This is a genomic window from Pseudoalteromonas luteoviolacea (assembly GCF_018100925.1).
Lineage (GTDB): Bacteria > Pseudomonadota > Gammaproteobacteria > Enterobacterales > Alteromonadaceae > Pseudoalteromonas > Pseudoalteromonas obscura.
Map to the genome: position 1 here is coordinate 44,801 of NZ_JAGJEH010000008.1, position 23,491 is coordinate 68,291.

General features: G+C 43.6%; 18 protein-coding genes. 10 read left to right on the forward strand and 8 right to left on the reverse strand.

Features of this window, described 5'->3' with window-relative positions:
- Positions 1–108: 108 nt before the first annotated feature.
- The 5 genes from J8M00_RS17585 to J8M00_RS17605 all read left to right on the forward strand — a co-directional run bounded on the left by J8M00_RS17585 (position 109) and on the right by J8M00_RS17605 (position 7,870).
- A complete protein-coding gene (locus tag J8M00_RS17585) occupies positions 109–1,056 on the forward strand; it encodes an ATP-grasp domain-containing protein (protein WP_211011845.1) in 948 nt (315 codons plus the stop codon).
- 4 nt (positions 1,057–1,060) lie between these two features.
- Positions 1,061–2,434 carry an ATP-grasp domain-containing protein gene (locus tag J8M00_RS17590; RefSeq protein WP_211011846.1) on the forward strand — a complete coding sequence of 458 codons (1,374 nt, stop codon included), beginning with the start codon at positions 1,061–1,063 and terminating at the stop codon, positions 2,432–2,434.
- Between the two features lie 83 nt (positions 2,435–2,517).
- Entirely contained in the window at positions 2,518–5,103 is a 2,586-nt protein-coding gene (locus J8M00_RS17595; protein WP_211011847.1) for a M14 family zinc carboxypeptidase, read from the forward strand.
- Between the two features lie 549 nt (positions 5,104–5,652).
- Complete coding sequence (locus J8M00_RS17600) at positions 5,653–6,267, forward strand: trimeric intracellular cation channel family protein (protein WP_211011848.1); 615 nt, start codon at positions 5,653–5,655, stop codon at positions 6,265–6,267.
- A gap of 91 nt (positions 6,268–6,358) precedes the next feature.
- The gene (locus J8M00_RS17605) at positions 6,359–7,870 is read left to right on the forward strand and encodes a YifB family Mg chelatase-like AAA ATPase (RefSeq protein WP_211011849.1); all 1,512 of its coding nucleotides are present in this window, start codon (positions 6,359–6,361) and stop codon (positions 7,868–7,870) included.
- Here the strand turns inward: J8M00_RS17605 and J8M00_RS17610 are convergent.
- Entirely contained in the window at positions 7,867–8,571 is a 705-nt protein-coding gene (locus tag J8M00_RS17610) for a response regulator transcription factor (RefSeq protein ID WP_023397278.1), read from the reverse strand. The two genes, J8M00_RS17605 and J8M00_RS17610, sit on opposite strands and share 4 nt — an antisense overlap.
- A gap of 213 nt (positions 8,572–8,784) precedes the next feature.
- On the reverse strand, positions 8,785–11,238 hold the full coding sequence (locus J8M00_RS17615) for an alpha/beta hydrolase family protein (RefSeq protein ID WP_211011850.1): 2,454 nt from the start codon (positions 11,236–11,238) through the stop codon (positions 8,785–8,787).
- A 128-nt stretch (positions 11,239–11,366) separates the two neighbouring features.
- Between J8M00_RS17615 and J8M00_RS17620 the strand changes: the two genes are divergently transcribed.
- On the forward strand, positions 11,367–12,446 hold the full coding sequence (locus J8M00_RS17620) for a CNNM domain-containing protein (RefSeq protein WP_023397276.1): 1,080 nt from the start codon (positions 11,367–11,369) through the stop codon (positions 12,444–12,446).
- A 24-nt stretch (positions 12,447–12,470) separates the two neighbouring features.
- Here J8M00_RS17620 and J8M00_RS17625 read toward each other — a convergent pair whose 3' ends face one another.
- Complete coding sequence (locus J8M00_RS17625) at positions 12,471–13,679, reverse strand: EAL domain-containing response regulator (RefSeq protein WP_211011851.1); 1,209 nt, start codon at positions 13,677–13,679, stop codon at positions 12,471–12,473.
- A gap of 230 nt (positions 13,680–13,909) precedes the next feature.
- Here J8M00_RS17625 and J8M00_RS17630 point away from each other — a divergent pair, with 230 nt between their 5' ends.
- Positions 13,910–14,923 carry a site-2 protease family protein gene (locus tag J8M00_RS17630; protein WP_211011852.1) on the forward strand — a complete coding sequence of 338 codons (1,014 nt, stop codon included), beginning with the start codon at positions 13,910–13,912 and terminating at the stop codon, positions 14,921–14,923.
- Here the strand turns inward: J8M00_RS17630 and J8M00_RS17635 are convergent.
- Entirely contained in the window at positions 14,920–16,233 is a 1,314-nt protein-coding gene (locus J8M00_RS17635) for a short-chain fatty acid transporter (RefSeq protein ID WP_211011853.1), read from the reverse strand. The two genes, J8M00_RS17630 and J8M00_RS17635, sit on opposite strands and share 4 nt — an antisense overlap.
- Positions 16,234–16,547: 314 nt before the next feature.
- Between J8M00_RS17635 and J8M00_RS17640 the strand changes: the two genes are divergently transcribed.
- Positions 16,548–16,772, forward strand: coding sequence for a hypothetical protein (locus J8M00_RS17640; RefSeq protein ID WP_023397272.1), 225 nt, complete (start codon positions 16,548–16,550; stop codon positions 16,770–16,772).
- On the opposite strand, the gene J8M00_RS17645 is transcribed toward J8M00_RS17640, so the two are convergent.
- A complete protein-coding gene (locus J8M00_RS17645; protein ID WP_211011854.1) occupies positions 16,761–17,669 on the reverse strand; it encodes an AEC family transporter in 909 nt (302 codons plus the stop codon). The genes J8M00_RS17640 and J8M00_RS17645 overlap by 12 nt on opposite strands.
- Positions 17,670–17,819: 150 nt before the next feature.
- On the opposite strand from J8M00_RS17645, the gene J8M00_RS17650 reads away from it, so the two are divergent.
- Positions 17,820–18,191 (forward strand): YacL family protein, encoded by a 372-nt coding sequence (locus tag J8M00_RS17650; protein WP_211011855.1) that lies wholly within the window; start codon positions 17,820–17,822, stop codon positions 18,189–18,191.
- Between the two features lie 7 nt (positions 18,192–18,198).
- Here the strand turns inward: J8M00_RS17650 and J8M00_RS17655 are convergent, their stop codons facing one another.
- Positions 18,199–18,915 carry a 2OG-Fe(II) oxygenase gene (locus J8M00_RS17655; protein ID WP_211011856.1) on the reverse strand — a complete coding sequence of 239 codons (717 nt, stop codon included), beginning with the start codon at positions 18,913–18,915 and terminating at the stop codon, positions 18,199–18,201.
- A gap of 29 nt (positions 18,916–18,944) precedes the next feature.
- Here J8M00_RS17655 and J8M00_RS17660 point away from each other — a divergent pair, with 29 nt between their 5' ends.
- A complete protein-coding gene (locus J8M00_RS17660; RefSeq protein ID WP_211011857.1) occupies positions 18,945–19,337 on the forward strand; it encodes an acyl-CoA thioesterase in 393 nt (130 codons plus the stop codon).
- A gap of 38 nt (positions 19,338–19,375) precedes the next feature.
- Here J8M00_RS17660 and J8M00_RS17665 read toward each other — a convergent pair whose 3' ends face one another.
- Both J8M00_RS17665 and uvrA read right to left on the reverse strand, forming a co-directional pair.
- Complete coding sequence (locus tag J8M00_RS17665) at positions 19,376–20,437, reverse strand: hypothetical protein (RefSeq protein WP_211011858.1); 1,062 nt, start codon at positions 20,435–20,437, stop codon at positions 19,376–19,378.
- Between the two features lie 67 nt (positions 20,438–20,504).
- A complete protein-coding gene (uvrA, locus tag J8M00_RS17670) occupies positions 20,505–23,324 on the reverse strand; it encodes an excinuclease ABC subunit UvrA (protein ID WP_211011859.1) in 2,820 nt (939 codons plus the stop codon).
- Positions 23,325–23,491: the final 167 nt, after the last annotated feature.

The window sequence follows — 23,491 nt, forward strand, 5'->3', positions numbered from 1 at the left end:
AACAGTTTTTAGATCATTAAAAGGATCAAAAATTTGTCATACAGATGGTCTTAACTAGTAAAACATTGCTCTATTTCAGCACCTAATTTTTAACCAAGGAGATACTTTATGACAGCCGTATCGCGGGCGCCTCATGTCGGGATTTGGATGTACGAAAATGGCGGGGGAAAAGAAATTGAACAACAGTTGGTTCACGCGTTGGCAGAGCGCGGGATCTTAGCGAGTACGGGCCTCAATTTACGTGACGCCAGAGCGCGAGATGGCGGCATCGAGTGCAATGGTGTTGCAATGGAGCAGTTGGACGCCTTTCTAAGCTACAACGCAGGACAACAAACGCAATATCAGCTTTACCTCTATGAAACACTGAATGAAACCGTACCAACTCTTAACAACTATCGTGCGTTTGCTTTAGCGGAAGATAAGTTTCGTACATCTCATTTACTCAATAGCCATGGGATCTGTACACCGGATTATCGCCTATGTCATAAAAATGATATGGATGGCCTGCGTGCTGCACTGCATGATTTTGGTGGCAAGTTAGTTTATAAGCCGACAGATGGGTGGGGTGGTGTGGGCATTGTAAAGATCGAAGGTGAACAAGCGTTAGATATGATTTTGCCGTTTTTAACTCGAACAGATCTTCGTTACTTTTACGTTGAACGCTTTATTAACTATGACAATACCGATTACCGAGTTGACATTGTCGATGGGCAGTTTGTTGGGTGTTATGGCAGAAAAGCCCCGAAGGATGATTGGAAAACCAATGTAACCAGCGGCGGCAGTGTTTTCGTCCGAGAAGCCAATGATGAAGTGATAGAGCTAGCGCTGAAAGCGACCAAGGCCTTAGGGCTTGAAATAGCGGGTGTGGATCTGATTTATGACCGCGAAAAAGAGCAATATGTGGTTTTGGAGGTCAATACCATTCCTGCGTTTGCAACCCCGGAACAAGAGCAGCTTGGGCTTACATTCAATCAAGCAAAGATCCAAGCAATGGTTGGTTTGATCGAAAAAACGGTTGCCAACAAAACTTCATTCCAATCAGCCAAGGTGGCCTAATCTCATGACAAACAAAACGCAATTACCAAAAATTGGACTGCTGTATCTAGACTATGTCCTGCGCTTTTTCGACAAGTCTAATTTTAAAGGTTGGCCAGACAAAATTGAAACTGTGGTTTATCACTGGGGCAACGATAAAGCGCGCTTTATCGCTGAAGTGAAGCGTAAAAAAATTGATGTGTTAATCGGTAATATTCCCGCGACGGCGTATGAGACATTTAGAGAGATCGCAAGAGCGCTGCCAGAAGTGCGATTTTTACCCTCTCTGGATAGTCAGTTTTCTAATAAATCAAAGGAAAATGTGACTCACTTTTGTCGCAAATATAAGTTACCGGCCCCTCACACAGAAATATTTTATATCCCTGATAGAGCGCAGCAATATCTTGCCAATGCTCAATATCCAAAGATCATCAAGCGCTCTTATGGGCCTTCGAACTATGGCGGGTATTTTGTGCACAAGGTCGACAATGCACAAGAGGCTCAGGCTCTACTGAGCGAAAAGAAATACTACCCGCTTTATATTCAAGACTTTGTACCCATGGAAGCAGATATCCGAGTGATGTTAATCGGGCACAAGCCAGTTTGTGCGTTTTGGCGCCGTCCGCCAGAAGGGGAATGGCTGACTAATACCAGCCAAGGTGGCAGCATGGATTACCAAGCGGTACCCAAGTCAGTGTTAAAACTGGCAACGGCTGCCTCCAAAGCTGCAAATGCAGAGTATTGGGCGTGTGACATTGCACTTGGGAAGGATGGTAAGTTGCGGATCTTAGAGTGTGCAACCGCATTTGCTGCATTTCCGTATATCCGTGATTGGATCGGGCAATATTTAATGTGGTTGCTCTCCAGTGGTTACTTTAAAAAACCCAATATCCCGTTATACAACTGGGAAGAGTTAGGCAAAATAGATTCTCGTTTATTACGTACTATGCGTCATATTGGGTTTTCTCAGTATACCCCTAGTCAAGATAGTGGCGAGTTGTTCCGCGCATTTGATGAGCTAGCTTTTCCCATTTTAGATACTGAGTTTAAATTTGGCGAAGAGTGGCCAAGTGAAGTGTGGAATCTCCAAGATAACTTTGTACTCGGCGCGAAAGCAGTTGACGCAAAAGCCATGCAACCTATCCCTGCCAGTGACGAAGTTGCTGAGGATCTCAATAACTATGAAGCACCACAGTTTGACGAAGCGCAGGTGAGGGCGCTGTTAAACCAAGTGCGTGGTATCGGTGAAAAAATGGTTGAAGATATCATGACTACATTTGGTGCCCATGGTGTTGTGGAGGCATTAAATACCGATCCGACAAAGCTCTGCGTGGTTAAAAACCTCAAGGAAAAAAAGCTCGAAAAAATTGTTGAGCACTGGCAAAACCATGCCAGGTAAATTCTCTGGTTTTTATATCGATTGTTCCACATGGCGACAGCGTTAACTGTCGCCTCATTTCGTCCAATGAGTAAATCTGTGCTATGAAAATTCAATATGCTTCCTATCAAGATACGATAGATGCGCTACAAAGTGCAATGAATGAACATCCCCATTTAATTCGGCTGCAAAGTATCGGTAAAACATGGGAGGGACGTCCAATCATGTTGGTAACGGTTTCTTTAGATGTGACTTATGCCGATGATAAACCAGCCTTACTGTATACAGGTTCGATTCATGCGAGGGAGTGGATCGGCAATGAATTGGCACTTAAATTTATTCAGTATGTGACAGAAAATTACCGCTTCAACCCAAAGCTACAAACAGCGCTGACACGCAATACATTGTATATGGTGCCCTGTTTGAACCCCGATGGGTTTGAGTATTCTCGCAATCACTTTTCATTTTGGCGCAAGAATCGTCGCAACAATGGAGATGGTACATTTGGTGTCGATCTTAATCGTAATTTTGATGCCAAATTTATGCGTAATCAAAACACAGGTTCAAACACCTATGGGGGCCCTCATGCTTTTTCAGAGCCTGAAACTTGTGCTATCCGTGACTTTGTAGAACAGCATGAGAATATTCGCATCGCGCTAGACTACCACTCGCAAGGCAATGTTTTTTTCCCTGCTCACAAGTTTAATCATGAAGTTGAGGTTGAAGGGGCTGACTTAAACATCTTGTGTGCCAACATGAACCATGAGATAAAAAAAGTCACTGGCAGGCAGTATGGCATTCATCGTGGCAAGCCACCAGCTCAACTAATACATGGCAGTGGCAGAGAGTATTACTATCGCAAAGGGATTATTGCTACTGTTGTAGAGGTGGGCACTAGAAACATACCTGACTATATGAAGAATATGTCAGAAAGCGTGGCAGAGAACATCCCTGCAATTTTGCATGCACTTGGTGAGGCAATTAACTATTCACCTCTGGCCCCGCTACGTGTGGCTGATTTTACTATCAAAGCGGTCGATCATGAAGGGGTAGAGCTGGAGTGGCAGTATGAAAATCGAGATGACATATATTTTGAGTTATATCGTAGCGAAAGTAATAAAAGTCCCTGTGGTGAAGAGAGCTTAATTGCCATTACTAAATCGCTGTCATTTCGTGATTCTCAGTTACGCAGTGGGCAAAGCTATTTTTACAATATTCGTGCAGTGGATAAGGTCACCAAGATCAAGTCGCCTTTTAGCCCTGAGCTAAGATTGAAAACGCATTTGGCGAGACACCAAAGTGCACGTACTTTGTTTCCAGCAAAAGAGTATGTAGGCTATTTATCAGAGAATTTTACCTCGAAAAACAAAGAGCACTTTGGTTATAACTCAATGTTTATTGGTGTGGATAAAAAGCGGGGAGTGAGTCTTGGTCTGGTGCAATTTGATTTGAGCAGCTTACCGAGCGGTGCCAACATTGAGCGGGCTGAATTGTCTCTTTATCCGATGAATCGCGTTGCCGCAAAAATTGAAAAATACGGTGAGTGGTCAGTCTCCATTATTGACCCCGATAGCCTGGCTGATATCTATGACTATCAAGCTGTGAGTGAAGCAAAGCCCTTGCATACGCTCGGGCAAACATTTGAATCAGATAAAATGACACAAGGGATTTGGATGAAATGGCAACTCAATGGTGTGGAGCGCGCGTTGCTGAATTCATTGATAGCACAAAATCGCTTGTTACTGCGTTTGCAGGGTCCTAAAGCGTTACCGATAGGTAACGACTCTCAGGTGATGCAATTTGATATAGGTTATGGACCTTTTGGTAGCGGGTTACATTACCGTCCAAACCTAGAGCTCGTTTATCAGGTCCCAGAGCAACAATTGTCGTTAAGTCCAACAAGGTGCAATACCATCTACAAAAACGCGGTGGTTGCCGATAGGCTGGCTTCAGGCTTTGATGAGCAAGGAGAAATTGTATATGGTCAAATGGCTTTTGCGCTTAATGCCGATCTCCCTGTAGATAAAACGGTTTTTACCCAAGCCTGTTTGACGCTACGAAGTAGCAACAGCATTGCCAGTGCTAAAGATGTACGTTTCACCATTGAGCTGGTGGAATTACAAGATGTGGATTTTCAAGCGGTTAAACAAAGGCAAAAAATAGAATATATAGGCTATGAAGTCAGTAACGAACAGCTGCGTGAACGCGCTGAACACCACTTTATCTTTGATAGTTATAGCTTACAGGCCTTAGAACGTTTGCATCAGGCACACACACCCTTTTACTTCATTATTCGTGCAACCTCGGAGTCTCAAGCGACTAACGCGTTGGTAAATTGGGCTGCATGCCAAGATCAACACCCTGCCCAATTAAAAATACATTATATTGAGCGGCGAAAAAATGCATTAAAAGCTCCACAAAATTTGGCTGCACAAATTGAAGGTGGCGTTGTTAAGCTGACTTGGGAAAACCCTGAGGATGAGGACTTTGTTGGGTGCTTCGTGGTGCGAAATCGCTTTCACCCGCCTCGCTCTCCCTTTGATGGTGTGAAATTATACGGTGGAAAAGATGACTACACTTTGGACAACTTTGGCAACGCCAAGCTAAGCAAGTATTACGCAGTTTTTAGTTACGATGATGTGCCTAATTACTCAGAACCCGTGGCGTTATTTTATTCAGGAGATGACTAGAGTGCGCGTAGCAGGAAGCACCAGCTTCCTGCTATCTCTTTTCAATCTTATATTTTAACCAAAAATAAACTTTAAATTAATAATTTAATTTCACCACCACACGCCTTTACTCTTGTTGTAACTTATTAATTTAATTATTTATTTGAATTTATTTTAACCTTGTGTGGCAAGAAATATTCTCAATTCACCTGATACTTTGTTCGCCAGTAAGCGAAGATGTGTTAACACCTTGAAAGGCTGTTTTATATTCTTTTGTTTCATATAAAGAAATGTAACTCGCGCTTGCTAAGAGTATCGCTCTTCCCTATTTTTTATGTTTATTTGAACCAGTTTTGGGGTGAATTGTATGGGAACGGGAGGGTGGCCAAACTGTCCGTAAATGGGTGACCCATTTTAGATTCGATCGACGCGATGGAGAGCGAAGATAAGAGCGATACGCAAGGATGCTGTATAAATATAAATCATACTTGCATACAAAGTAATAATATTTGGCGCCAATCAGAGATGTCAGTTAACATTTAGAATTTACTCTATCGATGAATAATATGTATGACAGAACTGTATCACTGGTTTGATTTGTTGGGTGTTATGGTCTTTGCAATTTCAGGTACTTTGTTGGCGCACCGTAAGCATATGGATGGTTTTGGCGTTGTGGTGTTGGCCACAGTGACTGGGATTGGGGGCGGTACCATGCGAGATATAATTTTGGATACCCCCGTGTTTTGGTTGCATGATAGCAGTTATTTTGTGGCTATTATTAGCGCTGTACTGCTTTGCATATGGTGGCTTAATCGTCAAAAGACGGTGCCTAAACAGCGGTTATTGATGGCTGATGCATTTGGTCTCGCATTTTTTGCGGTTATGGGCATGCAAAAAGCCATGAGTCTAGATATGCCTGACACCACTGTGATTATTATGGGCGTGCTGACTGGTTGCTTTGGTGGTGTGATCCGAGATGTTTTGGCGGATGAAATGCCAATGTTGTTAAAAGGGGAGCTATATGCCATCACCTGTATTTTAGGGGGCGTTGTGTATACGCAGCTAACACACCTTGGTGTGTCTCTTGAAATTACCATGGTGGTGTCGATGTTATCTATTTTATTATTGCGCTTAGCAGCGATACGTTGGCATCTTGTATTGCATGTATTTAAATACAAGGATTAGCTAACCATTCAGCGCAGCGTGAAACTGCGTCAAACTAAATCGAATTCAACGGGTCATAGGCTCCGTGCATTGAGATAAACTAGGACAACGGATGTCATTAGCAAAAACTTATACACGTGCACAAGTTGGTGTTAATGCGCCGCTTGTGACAGTAGAAGTACATTTAAGCAATGGTTTACCGGCATTCAATATTGTTGGTTTGCCAGAAGCGTCGGTAAAAGAGTCTAAGGAACGTGTTCGCTGTGCTTTAGCACATTGCCACTTTTTATTTCCAGAGCAGCGTATTACGGTCAATTTGGCGCCAGCAGACTTACCTAAACAAGGTGGACGCTACGATTTAGCCATTGCGGTGGGGATTTTATTAGCTTCTGGACAAGTGCAAAATCGCCAAATAGGCGACTATGAGTTTTATGGGGAGTTAGCGCTTACGGGCGAAGTTCGCGAAGTAACTGCGGTGATCCCAGCATTGATGGCGGCAGCAGCTGCTGGGCGTTGTTGTTACATTCCAAAACCCAATCAAATGATGGCGAGTTTAGTATCCAGTGGCGTTCGTAAATCCGTCGTGAGCTTGCGGGATGTTTGGGCTGATTTAGGTGGGCAAAATGCACTGCCTTTTGACGAGGCGATGTCTTACCCTGAAGAGGCACAATTGAATGCTCATGTGGATATGAGTGAAGTGAAAGGCCAAGCCGTAGCTAAAAGGGTACTAGAAATAGCCGCTGCAGGGGCACATAATGTATTGTTTTTAGGCCCTCCAGGGACAGGCAAATCGATGCTGGCCCAGCGCATGCCAACGATTATGCCGCCAATGCAATTGAAACAAGCATTGGAAACGGCAGCAGTATATTCGTTAATAGGCAAAGAAATTGATCCTCATAAATGGCGACAACGTCCATTTCGTTCCCCGCATCACACATGTTCAGCCGTGGCATTAGTTGGTGGCTCTTCGACACCTAGGCCTGGGGAGATCTCTCTTGCACACAATGGAATTCTTTTTTTGGATGAGCTTCCTGAATATGAACGCAAGGTGCTAGATTCTCTTAGGGAGCCGATGGAAACAGGCACAGTGAATATCTCCCGGGCGGCACAACAGGTTGATTTTCCAGCTCGATTTCAACTAATCGCGGCGCTCAATCCGAGTCCAACAGGGTGTCACCATGACAAGCGTTCCACTCCCGAGCAAGTGTTACGTTATCTCAGTAAGGTGTCGGGTCCATTTGTGGACAGAATTGATCTTCAAATTGAATTACCGAGGTTGAGTACCGCGGAGTTGCAGTCGGGTATTGAATCTGAAAGCAGTGCCTCTATCCGCATGCGTGTTGAAAGCGCACGGCTAGTTGCAATACATCGTCAAGGTAAAGAGAATGCCTTGCTATCTAGTAAAGAGCTGGATAAACATTGTGGTTTATCGCAGTGCGTGGCCGATTATTTAGCGAATGCTACAGAAAAGCTGCATTTATCGCCGCGCTCTTATCATCGAGTAGTCAAAGTTGCAAGAACGATAGCTGATCTCAGCAAGCGCGATAATATCGCGCTGTCAGATATTAAAGAAGCACTTAGCTATCGCGCGTTTGAACGCTTACTTGCCCAGCTAACTCGTTAAGCAGAAAGCATATACCCTTTGCCACGGACTGTGACAATGCGTTTTTGGTCTTTTTCATCACCGAGCTTTTTACGCAATCGGCCTATTAATACATCAACTGTGCGATCGCTTGGGCTCCAATCTGGCTGGCCGATATCTTCTGAAATTTTAGCGCGCGATGTCGCTTTGCCCGCATTGGCAATTAAGCAGATCAAAACCTTGTGTTCTGCTTCAGTTAATCTGGCTTCATCACCATTTGGGTTTATTAAAGTGCGGTTATCTGGGTGCAATTTAAAATCAGCATATTCGATGAATTCTTCTGATTCATCTTCGTTGCGAGCGCCTGCTAAACGTTTGTATAGCGCGCGCATACGCAGCTCAAGCTCCAATAAATCAACTGGTTTACAGACGTAATCATCTGCACCTTGTGCAAGTCCAGCGATACGGTCAGCTTGAGAGTCGCGACTCGACAGCATTATCACACCGAGATCGGTTAATGTATTAAGTTCCTTAGCTAGCTGCAATCCATCAGTGGCAGGCAATACAATATCTATGATAGCCATCATAAAAGGAGTGCCTGTCTGGGCTTGCTCCTGCACGTGCTCTAGGGTCCGAGCACCGGTATTATCAACGGTGATTTGAAACTCCGTTTGTGCAAAGTGACTTTCAACTCTTTTAGCCAGTAACTCATCGTCCTCGACTAATAATACGTTTATGCTCATGGTCTCGAAACTTATTCAACAATTAATCTTAATCTTAGCACCGAGAATTCTCGGCTGAGAACCCTAAGTTATCTATTTTTATATAAAAACTCTAATGAAAAGCGACAGTAATTAGTACGCTATTTGGTCACTTTTTAAAAATCATGAAATAGTTCTAGCTTTTTATTACTTGCACATAAAAAAATAGCAGCACTAAAGTGCTGCTACAAGGTTTTATTTACCATACATGTGTTGCCACCATTGTGGCTCATCTTTTAGGTGCTTATCGAAATAAGCAAGCATTGTATCCCACCACTGGAAACGACGGTCTCTGGCAAATATTTGGTGATCAGCACCTTTATATTCGATCAGCTCGACGTCTTGATTCAGCATTTTTAAGGCGGTGTACATAATGTGGCTTTCTCCAACTGGTACGTTCACATCGGCATCGCCATGAACTAGTAGCAGAGGGGTTTTAACTTTATCGGCATTGAACACAGGACTTTGCTGACTGTACAGCTTGCTGTTATTCCACGGGTAGCTATGCTTAGATGCCTCAGACGAGTATAAATACCCCCACCAGCCATGGCCCCAGTATGAAGTTAAGTTAGAGATCCCCGCGTGTGAAATTGAAGCGCTAAACATATCTGTTTTGGTGGCCAATGTCATTGTCATGAAGCCACCATAAGATGCGCCTAAATTACCTAAACGGTCCTTATCGACAAACTGGTACGCACTTAAGAATGCATTAGTGCCTTCAATGATATCGTCAGCTGCGCGGTTGCCCCAATCATTGACATGTTTTGCCGAGAATTCTTGACCAAACCCTGTTGCGCCTGATGGTTGCAACACATAGACAACGTAGCCATTAGTTGCCCAAAAGTTAAATGGGTAACGGCCTGTAAAACCGCGTGAAACTGGCGATGTACCACCGTAATAATAAATCAGTGCAGGGTGTTTTTTGTTTTTATCTAAACCGTGTGGGATATATACGCGGCCTTTGATTTCAGTCCCTGCGGAATTGGTAAAGTTAAACTCTTCCAGTGCGGCTATTTCTGCATTTTTGTACGCTAGAGGTTTTGAATCCCACAGCGTGCTGGCACGGTTGCTCTTTGCAGTGAGTTGAACCAGCTTTTGTGGCGTTGACGCCGTTGTTCCAGTGGCAATAATAATAGGGCTGCGCTTGTCGGCAACACTGTATCTTTCTACAACGTCTAATTTAGTTTTAAGTGGCTTAAATTTATTTTTGCTCTCATCGAATAAATATAGCTTCTTGCGATCTTCATCAGTCGCTCTAAGCACTAAATCACCGTTATTTAATACCTTGAATGAATCAATCGAAGGGTCAAATTGCTTACTTAGGGCTTTAATTTCTTTGCCTTGTGTATTCATCCAAAACAACTGTGTGTCGTAGTTGTTGGCTAGTACACCTTGGGCGAGTGTACGACCAGCTCCGTTGCCGAACTCTGCGCCAGCTGTGACATAGATGCCATCATTACCATAACGCGCATCATTGAATGTCCCGTACTGGCCTAAAACTTTACTGCTATTGTTTGTTAGGTCAAACTCTACCAACTCAGTTATGCCATGATATGGTGCATCGTAGTGCTGTGGTGAGCGAGTAGCGAGGATGCGCTTATTTTTAGCGTCGAAATCTTCAAGAGAATGGCTAAGGTCATGTTCAGTCACTGCCTGAATTAGGCCTGTGCTGATGTCCATTAAATATACTTGGCTGATATTACGTGCATAAGACCAGCGATCTTCTAGGCCTTTGTAGTGTTTAACTATCTTATCGCCTTTAGGCGCTGTTTTAGTCCAAGAGAAGATCAAAGTATTGTTATCAAAGAACTTGAACCCACTTGCACCGGTTAAATCTTCAGCGATGACTGTTTCTTTAAGGGTTTTGATATCGAGTGTTTTAAGCTGGTTGTTTTGAACAAAGATCACTGCTTTAGAATCTTCTCTCCAACTAACCCCATTTGCATTAACGCCATTTAAACGATAAACGACTTCACCGTCTTCGTTATAAAGTACGGTATCACGTAGTGCAGAGTTACCTTTATTGTCTTGATATTGCTGTTTGGTCGCAACGTAGTAGTTTGCATCAGGAGACAGTGAAATTGCGCTGATGGTCGGAGAGTCGAAGAGCTGTTTTGCGGATAACGCTTTGGTACTTTTCTGGGTAAATACCAGCGTGTCATGCTCAGCATTTGGGGTATAGTCGATGACCACTTTTTTCCAATCACTGACTTGCTCGGCGACAATTAACAGTTGGTGATCGCCAGTGACGGCGTTCAATGAATAACTCTCTTTGCCTTCAAGTTGTTGACCATTCAAAAAGACATGGGCCTTCTCTATACCAGTCAGGTTCAGTTTACCTTGTACAAAGCGCGTTGCAGAAAACTCAAGTTTTAGTGCCTGTAGGCCACCCATCGTTAATGCATTGACGTCAGACAGTGGTTGCCACTTGATCTGTTCGCCAAAGACTTCTAATGAGCTATTGTCTTCACTTAATTTGCTAACGAGCGTGTTAACAATTGCTGTTTGGTGGCCGGTATGGTGCGGTTTAGTTTGAATGTTTTGACCAATTGGGCCAATAAACTGAATGTGTTGGCTATCGATTGGCGCTGCGCTGAGTTGCGTAGCTATTGCGGAAAATAGTAAAGTTACCGCTGACTTAAATTTCATAGTATGCGCCTATTGTAGGTAAATAATATGCGTTAATATAACATATTCATAAAGATTACTATGGGCTGTGCGATTAAGTGCTGTACAGCTAAGATATAAGAGAACGGTTGTTACGTGAGGAGTAGACCTTGTTTTTGTTAATTAGCTACATGTTTTTAGCTATCGCGATTTCTTTTTTATGCTCGGTTATGGAGGCGGTACTATTGAGTATCACGCCTAGCCATGTTGGGATGATGAAGCAACAAAACCCAACTTTGGCATCACGTGTGCAAAAGTTGAAAGACAATATTGATAAACCGCTAGCAGCTATATTGACGCTTAATACGGTTGCCCATACCGCAGGTGCGGCGGGGGTTGGTGCACAAGCTGCCGTTGTATTTGGAGATGCGGCGGTCGGAATGGCATCAGCGGTGATGACGTTATTGGTACTCGTACTGTCTGAAATTATTCCAAAAACGTTAGGTGCAACCTACTGGCGCGGGCTCACGCCTAGCGTGAGTTTTGCTTTGGTGTGGATGGTGCGCCTATTGAAGCCATTTGTGTGGATGTCTGATCAGTTAACCAAGCTTATTGGTAAAAAAGGTGATGAGTCTATTTATATTCGTCAGGAAATTGAGGCCATGGCGGAAATGGGTTCTCAAGCAGGCGCCTTACAAGCTGAGGAATCGGCAACCATACGCAGCCTGCTTCAGTTTAGACATGCAAAGCTAGAAAACTTAATGACACCAAGAACGGTGCTATTTAAAGTGCATAAAGATATGACGGTGCATGACTATCTTGCTGATCACGGTTCTGTGTCTTTCTCTCGCGTGCTGGTATTTGACCAAAACAGCGATGATATTGTTGGTTTCGTGCACAAAAATGACATTATGTTGGCTTATCACCGTCTTGGTGAAGATTACAAGATCAGCAAGCTGATGAAACCACTGTACACCGTGCCAGAAACCTTGGCTGCCCCGACTTTATTTCAAACCCTGTTAGAAAAGCGTATTCATATTGCCTTGGTTGTCGACGAATATGGAGATATTCAAGGCATCGTCACGTTGGAAGACTTATTGGAGTCTCTGATGGGCATGGACATCGTCGATGAACGAGAGCAAACCAGCGATATGCAAGCGGCAGCGAAACAAAAGTGGCAACAACGTATAGACAATCACAGCCATTTAATTGTCACTGAAAATGAGCCAGAAGGACAAGATAAGAAGTAGCCTCAGACGGACTGCGCTGGAAAGCTAAGGGTTTGAGTTAATCATTCTTTCCCATGAGTGTATCCAGCGCACAAATTCAGAGAGGGCTTTTGGTCGGCTGATCAAATAGCCCTGCATGAGCAGGCTGAATTTATACCTTTCTAAGTATTGAAGCTCTTCAATGCGTTCAATACCTTCTGCAACAATATCGAGTTGCTCATTTTGAGCTATGTCTATCAAACTATCGACCAAAACTTGTGAAAATCGATCTGATTCGATATAGGTGATCAAAGAGCGGTCAATTTTAATTTCTGTAAATGGCAGCGTTTTCAGCTGGTGGATATTAGTAAACCCAGTGCCAAAGTCATCAAGGGCAAGATCAAAGCCACGTAACCGTAAGCGATTGATGGTTTCCAATTGTAAACTGGTAACAATAGGCTGATGCTCGGTGATTTCGACAATGACCTCTTGAGGTTTTAAACGGTTAAGCTCCAAAATTAGCGCAAGCTTATCTGGGCAGCTGGTATCATTAAGTTGAATGGGTGAAAGATTAAAGGCCAATTTGAACGGGTAATTTAATTCATTTCTGATGAGTTGAAACTCGGTTGCCGCTTTTTCAAAAAGTTGAAACGTAAGCAGGTTTATCAAATCAAGATCCTCTGCAACGCCAATAAAGCGTTTTGGCAACATGACCTGACCATGCTCTTTTGACACAATACGAGCGAGTACCTCAATACTTTTAATTTGTTTGGTACCGCGGTGCACCTTGGGTTGATAAAAAGGTGTGATCTCATGCTGGCTAATTGCCTCTAACAGCTTTTCTTCAGTGATGGGCTGTTCATACTCTTCTTCTGTTCCGACAAAGCTGTCTAATTTTTTTAAGTTTCTTTCAACGTCAATAAGCTGTACAGGCTTTGCGATATTGCCAATTAAGTGTGTACAGTGTTGGCGCGCCAAATTGGCCGCTAAATCAATGATGCGATTTTCCATCTCTGAAATGATAATGATCCCACCGGGATAATGTATTTCACCTAAATGGCGAATAAACTCCATACCATCCATTTCAGGCATGTTGAGATCGGTGAAGATGGCATCGTAAGGGTAGGGGGACTGACGTATTTTTTCTAGAGCTTTCGCTGCGCTGTCTACGGCGGTGACGTGCTCAATATCGAGTTCAGATAGAATGGCTTGCATCACTACAAGGATCGCGTGAGAATCATCTACAACAAGTATACGTCGGCTACGATTGTTCATAATTTCCTGTCCCTAGGGCTGACTGTCTCTATGTGCTCGTTAAAGTTAGACTGCTCTAATCTCTTTAATATCATTTATTAAATGACAAAAACATTTCAAAGAGGTCGAAAGACTCGGCTGAATTCGACATCCTAAGCGTAGTACAACTTGGTAAGAATTCACTCATTGTCTCTTCAATAGAGACTATGAATTGAGGATAATAGTGAAAATTTCGCAAAGTAGTGAATACGATGACAAGAATTGAGCTTCCTATCGGTGGCATGGCTATATCGATTATGGTAAGTCAGCATACGGTGGTACAGGTGTACAAAGAGCAGCAGTCAGTCCCCATTGAGGAGCACAGTGAACATCAGTTTAGTGTGGACTTAGGGACACATGTTTTGATGTTGGATACTACACAGTTACACACTAATGCGCTGGCGGTATCAATTGATCAATCACCGTGGCAATGGATTGAAGTACCTCATGCCATAGAAGAGCGACGGGGCAACTGGTTGGGCTTAGCGGCACTGGGTTTTAAGTTATTTAAAAGTGCCAAAGTAGTCAAAGCGGCATTGATTGGCGCATCTGTAGCCGGGTATGCGTGGCTTTTTTCTTGGCAATTTGCTTTGATGTTGGTGGCTTGTCTTGTGGTACATGAATATGGGCATGTGCGCGCTATGAAATACTTTGGATTGAAAACCAAAGGCTTTTATCTGATCCCTTTCGTTGGTGGCCTAGCTATGAGCGAAGATAAGATGACCACTCGTTGGCAGGATGTCATTATTTCTCTGATGGGACCCGCATTTGGTTTGTTTACATCGGTGCTGGGCGTGGTGCTCTATTATGCGACCGGTGCTGAAATATTCGCAGGTGTTGCGGTACTCAGTGCACTGTTAAATTTGTTTAACTTACTACCTATTTTGCCGCTGGATGGCGGGCATGTACTTAAAAGTATTAGTTTTTCAATGCGTTCTTGGGTAGGCTTGCTCGCTTGCCTTGCAGGGTTAGGGCTTGGGCTCTGGATCAGCTTCAGCTTTGGTTTGATGTTGTTGGCATTTTTCATCTTTATTGGCAGCATTGAAATTTTATTGGAGTGGCGTACTCGCCATCAAACCCATTTGCTGCCCTTAGACCGTTATGGACAGATTGTCTCCGCTGCATTGTATGCGCTTGTCGCTGTCGGGCATATTGCCGTGATGTGGCATTTTGCAGACTCAGACAATGTGATCCTGAGCCTGCCTGTGAAAATTTTGTCTAGCTAAACAAAGGTTAAGATAGCCGCAATGATAATGCCTGTTACTAGAAGTTGTAGCAGGCAAAATCCCATAATATCTCGTGCTTTTAGCCCTGCAATTGCGAGCACAGGCAAGGCCCAAAATGGTTGGATAAGGTTTGTCCACGCATCTCCCCAAGCGACCGCCATGGCTACACGGGCAATATCGGCTTCTAAGGCCTGGGCCGCCGGGATCACAATTGGTGCCTGCACAGCCCACTGCCCACCTCCGGAAGGCACAAAAATATTTACTAAGCCTGCACTCAGAAAGCTCCAAAAGGGCAGGCTTTGTGCGTCACTGATTGAGACGAATCCCGCTGAAATCTGCTCTGCAAGACCTGTTTGAACCATAATTGCCATGATCCCAGCATAAAATGGAAACTGGATCACTATACCAGCCCCCCCTTTAATTGCCTCTTGCAAAGAGTTGAGAATATGGGTGGCCGAACCATGAAACAGAATTGCTAAGAACAAAAAGAGTGCAATGATGATATTGAGGTTTAGTCCACCTCCGGTAGCAATAAAATAGTAGCCTAAGTAGCAACAGCCTAGTAAGCCTATAGCCCTGCCAAGCAACGGTGTGTGCTCTAACCTTTCTGCGGGCGTTAATATATTTACCGTCTTTTCTGGCTCTGATGTTTTCAGCTTCGTTTTATCAATTAAAACTTGCTCTTTTTCAGGTGGTAACATAGCGCGATTTAGCAGCGGTAGCACCACCAACATCGCACCGAGTAAGATTAAATTAAAGTATGAAAAAATGGTTTGTCCGGTGCTTAAAATACCAATTTGTGATTCGGCAAAGTGACCGTCTGATGCAATGGTTAGAGGCACTGAACCGGCAAGTCCTCCATGCCATACAATAAAGCCAGAATATGCGCTGGCGACCAGTACGCGGTAGTCTACATTGATGTGTCTTGCTAGAGCTTTGGCAAAGAGTGCGCCGACCACTAGGCCAAAGCCCCAGTTTAACCAGCTTGCGATCATCGAGATCAATGTGACTAATAAAATGGCTTGCTTTGGAGATTTGGCACAGCGTGCAAGTTTATTGAGCAGCTTGCCACAAAAGGGTGTATTTGCCAGCATAAAGCCTGCAATCAAAACAAGTAACATCTGCATCGCAAATGTCAGTAAATTCCACAATCCACTTCCCCAGATTTGTACGGTTTCAATTGGGGTGGTTGGTGTGAATAGGGTTGCCATAAACATAACAAACAAGGTTAGTATAATGACAAAAACAAAGGGATCTGGCAGATAGCGCTCGACAAGTCGACTCAGTGGCCGTGTAATGGTGTTTAGCATGGATAAAGTCCTGTTGTTATTATGTAGGCCTGCATGGCTTTTTGTCACATAGTGAAGTGTATATGAAACAATGTGCTAAACAATAGTGGTGATATTGAACAATATAACTAATAAAAGGACTAATAGTTAGTTAATTAGACTAATCTCAATTCTTTAATTTGAACTCTTTGTTTTTAACTTGTTGATACTTAACAATTTAAATGTTGGCATATATTGTGATTAGTATTAAATATAGTGAATGAAGCAAGGAGCTTCTGTACACTCTGTCAAAATTTGATGTTTTTGGAATAGACATACAACAAAGAGAGGTATTTATGGCAGGACAAGGTTCTGGCGGTAATGTTATTGCGGCAATATGTAATGTATTTTTTCCTGGTTTAGGGCAGTTAGTTCAAGGCCGTTTGTTGGCAGCCATTATATTTGCCATTATTACGGTTGGTGGTTATGCACTGTGGTTTTTAGTTGTGCCCGCTATCATTGCTGCCGTCGTACACCTTTGGGCAATCATTGACGCAGCAAAGTACTCTTCACGGGATTAGCCAGTATAGCCAGAGACTCATAGTAATAGGACTTAGTAGCGTGGACATCACCACGCTACTGGCCAGCGTAGCTTGAGCACATTGTTGCTGTCTCGCGACGAGGTATGCGTTTACGCCCAGTGGAGACGCCGCCATTAAAGTCAATACGGCGGTATGTTCTGCGGGCAACTCCATCCAATTTGCAAATCCCCATACCATTATCGGTAAAAGCACTAATTTCGCTGCGCTAAGGAGCAGAGCACTTTGCCATGCTTGTTTGATGGAATACTGGACTAAGCTGACCCCTAGCACAAAAAGTGCACCTGCAATGGCGGGTTTTGCCAACCAGTCTAATCCAGACTGCATTAAGGTAGGAATAGAAAGCTCAACAGCGTTGAAGACCAACCCTAAGCTGATACTTAGCACAATGGGGTTGATAAATAAGGGTTTCAGTGTAGTTATTAGAGATTGTTGCGCTGTACTTGAGAACAAAAAGCTCAACGCAAACAGCAATGCACTGTGAAAGGTAATAATCATAAATACCATTGCGCCTGCATCGTTGCCAAGGGCTGCGATGATCACCGGAAGGCCAACCAAAACCGTATTAGAATAGGTTCCGCCAAGTCCCCACATAGCTGCATCATTCAAAGCTTCTCGGTGAACGAGCCACTTTGTTGCAAGGATCAAAAAGTAGCATGTAGCTACGGGTAAATAGAAAGCTAGCATAATCTCAGTTGAAGCAACCTGAGACAGATCTGCACGGTACATGTTTAAGAACAAAAATACAGGAATAGCGAGATAAAAAATAAAGCGCCTAAGCCCTTCCAATTGATTGGTTGCAATAAAACCACTCTTACCGCACACAAACCCGGTGAGTACTAAAAAGATCAAAGGAAAAAGAATTTCAACGGGTGTCATAAGCTTACTGTTTGCGTGTTCAGGAGCAGTATTATACGAATTACACAAATATTTTCACGGGATTGATGAAGCTTATATTATCAACCGGATTACCCTTTTATAGTGAGTTAAGGATATAATTAGGGACTATCCAGAAGAAATGAAAGTAGTATGGAATATCAGTTTATTAGAGATCCGATCACAGGCTATCGTGTGCGTATGTCACAAGAGCATGCGCTGGTAGGTCGTTGGTTGAACGAAGAACTGGCAATTGCCGATGTGGAACAGTTTGTGCAACAAATGGATATGTTAGGCCAAGATCAGGAAGAAATACGCTTAGAAGGCAAAGAAGTACGTCTTACGCTATCAAAAGATGAAGCGTTATTCGAAGCGCACACGCTGTACCAGAACGAGGTTGACCTATCTCGCTATGAAGATGATTTTTTAGAATTAGATGAAGATGGTTTAATGGCAGTGTGTGGGTTTGAAGATTTTCGAGCCCTGATGCTCGACTGGCAAGCATTTACTCAGGGCCGCAGGTAATCATCGTTTAAGCGGTTGCCTGTTGAGGCGGTGCGCCGTATAAACGCTCGGCTCTTTGAAATAGCACCCAAGAGGTGAGAATATATTTATCATTAGAGCGCGGCATGTTGCCTCTGTGAGTATGGGTGAAATAACTTGGGGCGATCACCATACTGCCCTGCTTTGGTGCTAGCTTTTTGTTTTGATAGAAAAACTCAGTTTCTCCGCCTTCTTCAACATCATTGAGGTAAAACATAAATAACAACACGCGGTGTAGCGCTTCATTGTGATGAAGTTGAGGGTATACCTCACTGTGCCAGTAAGGATAGCCGCCTTTATTTACTGGATACTTTTGCGCTTGAATGGGGCCGAGTCTAAACAATTGCTGAGTTAATACGTGAAGTTGGGGCTTACCTACTTCTTCAAAGTTTTCTACAGTTAGGTTTACTGGTTCACCTGTTTGCGGATGGTAGACATTGAGACCAAACGCCCCTAGCATCATAAAAAAGTGCTCTTCGATGTATTGAAATAGATACTTTGATGTGGCTTGTTCAATTTCTCGCAATTGATTCTTGTATTCAGGATGATTGTTGAGATATAAATCTTGGCTGACTTTTTTGCTAAGATCGACGCCACCAGAAGTTTGCCCTTGAGCTAAATGTGGACTTTTATCAAAGGTTTGCATAAATTTGTTGCAAAACTCTGCACTGAGTGCATTGTCATAAACGCGAATAAAATCAGTCATCTCAATCCTCAAAGGTTGTTAGAATTATTATGCTTACAGAAAAAATCATGCCACGTTTTAGTGAAACTGACGTGCTAGGCCATATAAACAATACCGTACTCCCCGTTTGGTTTGAAGCGGCAAGGGCACCTATTTTCAAAATTTTTACACCAGATTTAAATCCACGCAACTGGAAATTGATTGTCGCTAAGGTGGAAGTCACTTTTAAAGGAGAACTGTTTTACGGTCAGGAAGTGGAACTCAAGACCATGATTGAAAAAGTGGGCAATAGCTCCTTTGTTATTTTACAGCAAGCCTGGCAGCACGCAGAGTGCTGCGCTGAGGGGCGAACTACCATGGTACGTTATGACTTTGCAGCGAAAGCATCGCAATCTCTTGATGAACGTGAGCGAACTGCATTGTCAGAGTATCTCGTAAAGTAGCAATAAAGCGCTGTATATACAGCGCCATCTAGTATTGGTTATTTGGTCATTACCCGAGTCTTAAATTGATGGCCAAGCGCTGCGGATATGCAGGGAAGCACATCGTATTTATAGCTCGATAAGGTATTGGAGTCATCGAGTTTGGTGATTTGTAAAATCTCATAATCATTCAATTCAATCACTCGTGTTCCTTGTGCATGTTCGCAACGAGAGCGTGAGTCAGCTTCATACTCATAAATAAAATGTGCCAATATGCGTTTTAAGTGGGTTTCGTACTTAACCGTATTTTCGCTGACTGTAGAAATTCTCATTTTAAAGTCTTCAAAGTCAGGATCTTGCTCTGTCGATACCGTTTGTTGATCTGCGGGCTCAAGTTTTAATACATTCACTGTGCTAGTTTGCGGTCCTTCATTATTTGCAGTTGTCACATTGATAGGTTGATTGGCGATAATCTCAAACCACCCTTTGAAAAACTGATTCACGCCACCAGACAAGCCTGTGTGCGATAACAGATTGGCTACTTGTACCAGAATAAATAAGCTAAAGATAAAACGTAACAGCCCAGTGGTCACTGGGAATTTGTAATCTATGGGTTGCCAAATACGGTGTAAGCCAAATGGCCTAAGTAATATCAGCATTAATAAATATAACGGCTGAATGATTTGTAAGAGCAGCAACAGCACAATGGTGGTAAGAAAAAACCAAGTTGGCAGCGATAGAAGTACGCTGAGGTTATGGCTATATGGTAAAGGATCTGAACTGACACCTGTAATGTCATTGATCATGCCTGCGGCTTGTACCAATGCATAGTTAGCGATAAAGGCATAAAAGAGTAAAATAATTGCTTTACCGGGCAAACTTTCCCAAAACACTAGAAATTTTGGCCAAAATTCATAGGTCATGGCACACAGAACAAGTACTGCAACCAAATTCACCCAGCCGGTACTGTCTTGATTTGCAAATACTATTGCGTAGATGCTAATAAAAAAAGCTGAAAAGTAAAGTCGTTGTGGTGTGTTGAGTGAATGCCAAAAGCGTTCGAATGGTGCGCTTACTTTTATCGCGGCCTGCTTCATTGTAACCCAAGCGGGGTGGTTCATTGTTATTATCATCCCTACTGTTAAAACCAAGTTGCAGCGGCGAGTACGCGCCGCTGCACCTCAGTATTTATAACATAGGCTTAAGGTAACGACCAGTATGGGATTGAGGGTGCTCTGCGACTTCTTCAGGTGTACCAGACACCAAAATCTGGCCACCGCCTGAGCCTCCTTCTGGACCAAGGTCGACAATCCAATCGGCGGTTTTAATGACATCCAAATTGTGCTCGATAACGACAACGGTGTTGCCATGATCTCGCAGTCGATGCAGTACTATTAGTAGCTGTTGGATATCGTGGAAGTGTAGGCCTGTGGTTGGTTCATCCAAAATGTAGAGTGTTTTACCTGTATCTCGTTTGGATAACTCACGTGCTAATTTGACTCGTTGTGCCTCCCCCCCAGAGAGTGTTGTAGCAGCTTGGCCGAGTCGGATATATGACAAACCAACGTCCATAAGTGTTTGTAGTTTGCGATTGATAGCAGGAATTTTATCGAAAAACTCTCTGGCATCTTCAACGGTCATCTCCAATACTTCATGGATATTCTTACCTTTGTATAAGACTTCAAGGGTTTCTCTATTATAGCGTTTACCTGTACATACATCACAGGGAACATAGACGTCAGGTAAAAAGTGCATCTCTACTTTGAGTACTCCGTCACCCTGACAAGCCTCACAGCGACCACCTTTAACGTTAAAACTAAAGCGGCCGACTTTATAACCACGAGAGCGGGCTTCTTGAGTACCTGCAAATAACTCTCGGATGGCGGTAAAGATACCTGTGTAAGTTGCGGGGTTGGAACGCGGTGTTCTGCCGATTGGACTTTGATCAATATCGATAACTTTATCAAAATGATCCAGGCCTTGAATGTCCTTATGCGGTGCAGGTTCCGAGACTGTAGCGCCGTTTAAAGCACGGTGCGCCAGCTTATATAGCGTATCGTTGATCAGGGTTGATTTACCTGAACCTGATACGCCTGTAATGCATGTCATCAAGCCAAACGGAATCTTTAAGTCGACATTTTTTAAGTTGTTGCCAGTCGCCCCAAACAACTCCAACCATTTCTCATTTGTCTGGTGTCTCTCTTTTGGTACTGCGATTTCTTTACTGCCTGCCAAATATTGCCCGGTTAGAGAATCTGGGTTTGCAATAATGTCTTCTCGGCTCCCTTCTGCCACCACATGACCACCATGAACGCCTGCCCCTGGGCCTATATCAATGATGTGATCCGCGGCGCGTATTGCGTCTTCATCATGTTCAACGACAATAACGGTATTTCCGAGATCGCGTAAATGTGTCAGCGTGCTAAGCAGTCGATCGTTATCCCTTTGGTGCAGGCCAATTGACGGTTCATCAAGTACATACATAACGCCTACCAGCCCGGCTCCAATTTGGCTGGCCAGCCTGATCCGCTGAGCTTCACCACCCGATAAAGTGTCAGCACTGCGTTCGAGTGATAAGTAGTTGAGTCCTACATTGATTAAAAATGACAGTCTATCGCGAATTTCTTTTAGTACTTTTTCAGCGATTTGCGCTTTTTGGCCCGTGAGGGTCAACGACTCAAAAAACTGACATGCTTCACCAATACTCATCGTTGTAACTACTGGTAGATTCGTGTCGCCAATAAAGACGTGTCTGGCTTCTTCTCTGAGGCGCGAACCGTTGCAGCTTGGGCATGCTTGACTGGTTTGGTATTTTGCGAGCTCCTCACGTACTGAAGTAGATTCGGTTTCGTGATAGCGGCGGTTCATATTATTTAACACGCCTTCAAACTCGTGATTTCGGGTGATCAGATCACCTCTATCATTGCGATAGTTAAAGGCAATTTTGGTTTTGCCTGAGCCCTCTAAGACGACTTTTTGCGCGGCTTTGGGCAACTCGCCAAAGGGTAGCTCTAAATCAAATTCGTAGTGCTCTGCGACAGAGCTTAGCATCTGAAAGTAATAAAAACTGCGTTTGTCCCACCCTTTAATTGCACCGCCAGCAAGACTCAGCTCAGGATTCTGTACAACTCGATTTGGATCGAAATACTGTCTTACACCTAGGCCATCACAGCTTTGGCAAGCACCAGCTGGGTTGTTAAACGAAAACAGCCGAGGCTCTAACTCAGCCATTGCGTATCCGCAAGTTGGACAGGCAAAATTGGCTGAAAAAATAATGTCTTCAGCATCTGGGTCATCCATACTGGCAATTTGTGCAATACCATCCGCCAAATCCAGTGCAGTTTCAAATGATTCAGCTAATCGTTGTTGCAAGCCATCTTTGACTTTAAACCGGTCGACCACAACCTCTATCGTATGCTTTTTGTGCAGCTCTAATGTTGGAGGGTCTGACAGATCACATACTTCTCCATCGATCCGTGCACGTATGAAGCCTTGACTTGCCAATTGCTCCAGTAACTTAACATGCTCACCTTTACGGTTTTTGACTACTGGGGCGAGTAACATGAGCTTACTGCCTTCAGGTTGAGCGAGGGCAGTATCAACCATTTGGCTAATAGTTTGTGCTTTTAGCGGGAGATCGTGAGTTGGGCAGCGGGGTTCTCCAACGCGGGCGAATAACAGCCTCAAATAATCATAGATTTCAGTAATGGTACCAACTGTTGAGCGCGGGTTATGCGATGTTGATTTTTGCTCGATAGAAATTGCAGGGGATAGCCCCTCAATATGGTCAACGTCAGGCTTCTCCATCAGAGATAAAAACTGTCTGGCATAAGCGGAAAGAGATTCTACATAGCGCCTTTGCCCTTCAGCGTACAGCGTGTCGAAAGCGAGCGATGATTTCCCTGAACCAGATAGTCCTGTAATGACGATTAATTTGTCTCTTGGGATGGTCAAAGAGATGTCTTTGAGGTTATGCGTTCGCGCACCTCTTACTTCTATTTTATCCATAGTGGCCTTTTGTGAATCTCATGTGCTTGCAACCAAATTTGGGTGTGTATATCACATTCGCTTATTTTTTAATATTTCACCGCTGCGCTGAGATATGTATACCTTATATGACACTATTTGAAGCTAAGTGATCATTCAATGGGTATGCAAACTAAATTATGGGTAGC

What these genes read in the sequence shown, in the direction of transcription:
- J8M00_RS17660 (WP_211011857.1), top strand. Translation starts at nt 18,945, where the DNA reads ATGCTTACAGAAAAAATCATGCCACGTTTTAGTGAAACTGACGTGCTA.
- J8M00_RS17585 (WP_211011845.1), top strand. Translation starts at nt 109, where the DNA reads ATGACAGCCGTATCGCGGGCGCCTCATGTCGGGATTTGGATGTACGAA.
- J8M00_RS17635 (WP_211011853.1), bottom strand. Translation starts at nt 16,233, where the DNA reads ATGCTAAACACCATTACACGGCCACTGAGTCGACTTGTCGAGCGCTAT.
- J8M00_RS17665 (WP_211011858.1), bottom strand. Translation starts at nt 20,437, where the DNA reads ATGAACCACCCCGCTTGGGTTACAATGAAGCAGGCCGCGATAAAAGTA.
- J8M00_RS17650 (WP_211011855.1), top strand. Translation starts at nt 17,820, where the DNA reads ATGGAATATCAGTTTATTAGAGATCCGATCACAGGCTATCGTGTGCGT.
- J8M00_RS17605 (WP_211011849.1), top strand. Translation starts at nt 6,359, where the DNA reads ATGTCATTAGCAAAAACTTATACACGTGCACAAGTTGGTGTTAATGCG.
- uvrA (WP_211011859.1), bottom strand. Translation starts at nt 23,324, where the DNA reads ATGGATAAAATAGAAGTAAGAGGTGCGCGAACGCATAACCTCAAAGAC.
- J8M00_RS17655 (WP_211011856.1), bottom strand. Translation starts at nt 18,915, where the DNA reads ATGACTGATTTTATTCGCGTTTATGACAATGCACTCAGTGCAGAGTTT.
- J8M00_RS17615 (WP_211011850.1), bottom strand. Translation starts at nt 11,238, where the DNA reads ATGAAATTTAAGTCAGCGGTAACTTTACTATTTTCCGCAATAGCTACG.
- J8M00_RS17630 (WP_211011852.1), top strand. Translation starts at nt 13,910, where the DNA reads ATGACAAGAATTGAGCTTCCTATCGGTGGCATGGCTATATCGATTATG.
- J8M00_RS17595 (WP_211011847.1), top strand. Translation starts at nt 2,518, where the DNA reads ATGAAAATTCAATATGCTTCCTATCAAGATACGATAGATGCGCTACAA.
- J8M00_RS17590 (WP_211011846.1), top strand. Translation starts at nt 1,061, where the DNA reads ATGACAAACAAAACGCAATTACCAAAAATTGGACTGCTGTATCTAGAC.
- J8M00_RS17625 (WP_211011851.1), bottom strand. Translation starts at nt 13,679, where the DNA reads ATGAACAATCGTAGCCGACGTATACTTGTTGTAGATGATTCTCACGCG.
- J8M00_RS17610 (WP_023397278.1), bottom strand. Translation starts at nt 8,571, where the DNA reads ATGAGCATAAACGTATTATTAGTCGAGGACGATGAGTTACTGGCTAAA.
- J8M00_RS17600 (WP_211011848.1), top strand. Translation starts at nt 5,653, where the DNA reads ATGACAGAACTGTATCACTGGTTTGATTTGTTGGGTGTTATGGTCTTT.
- J8M00_RS17640 (WP_023397272.1), top strand. Translation starts at nt 16,548, where the DNA reads ATGGCAGGACAAGGTTCTGGCGGTAATGTTATTGCGGCAATATGTAAT.
- J8M00_RS17645 (WP_211011854.1), bottom strand. Translation starts at nt 17,669, where the DNA reads ATGACACCCGTTGAAATTCTTTTTCCTTTGATCTTTTTAGTACTCACC.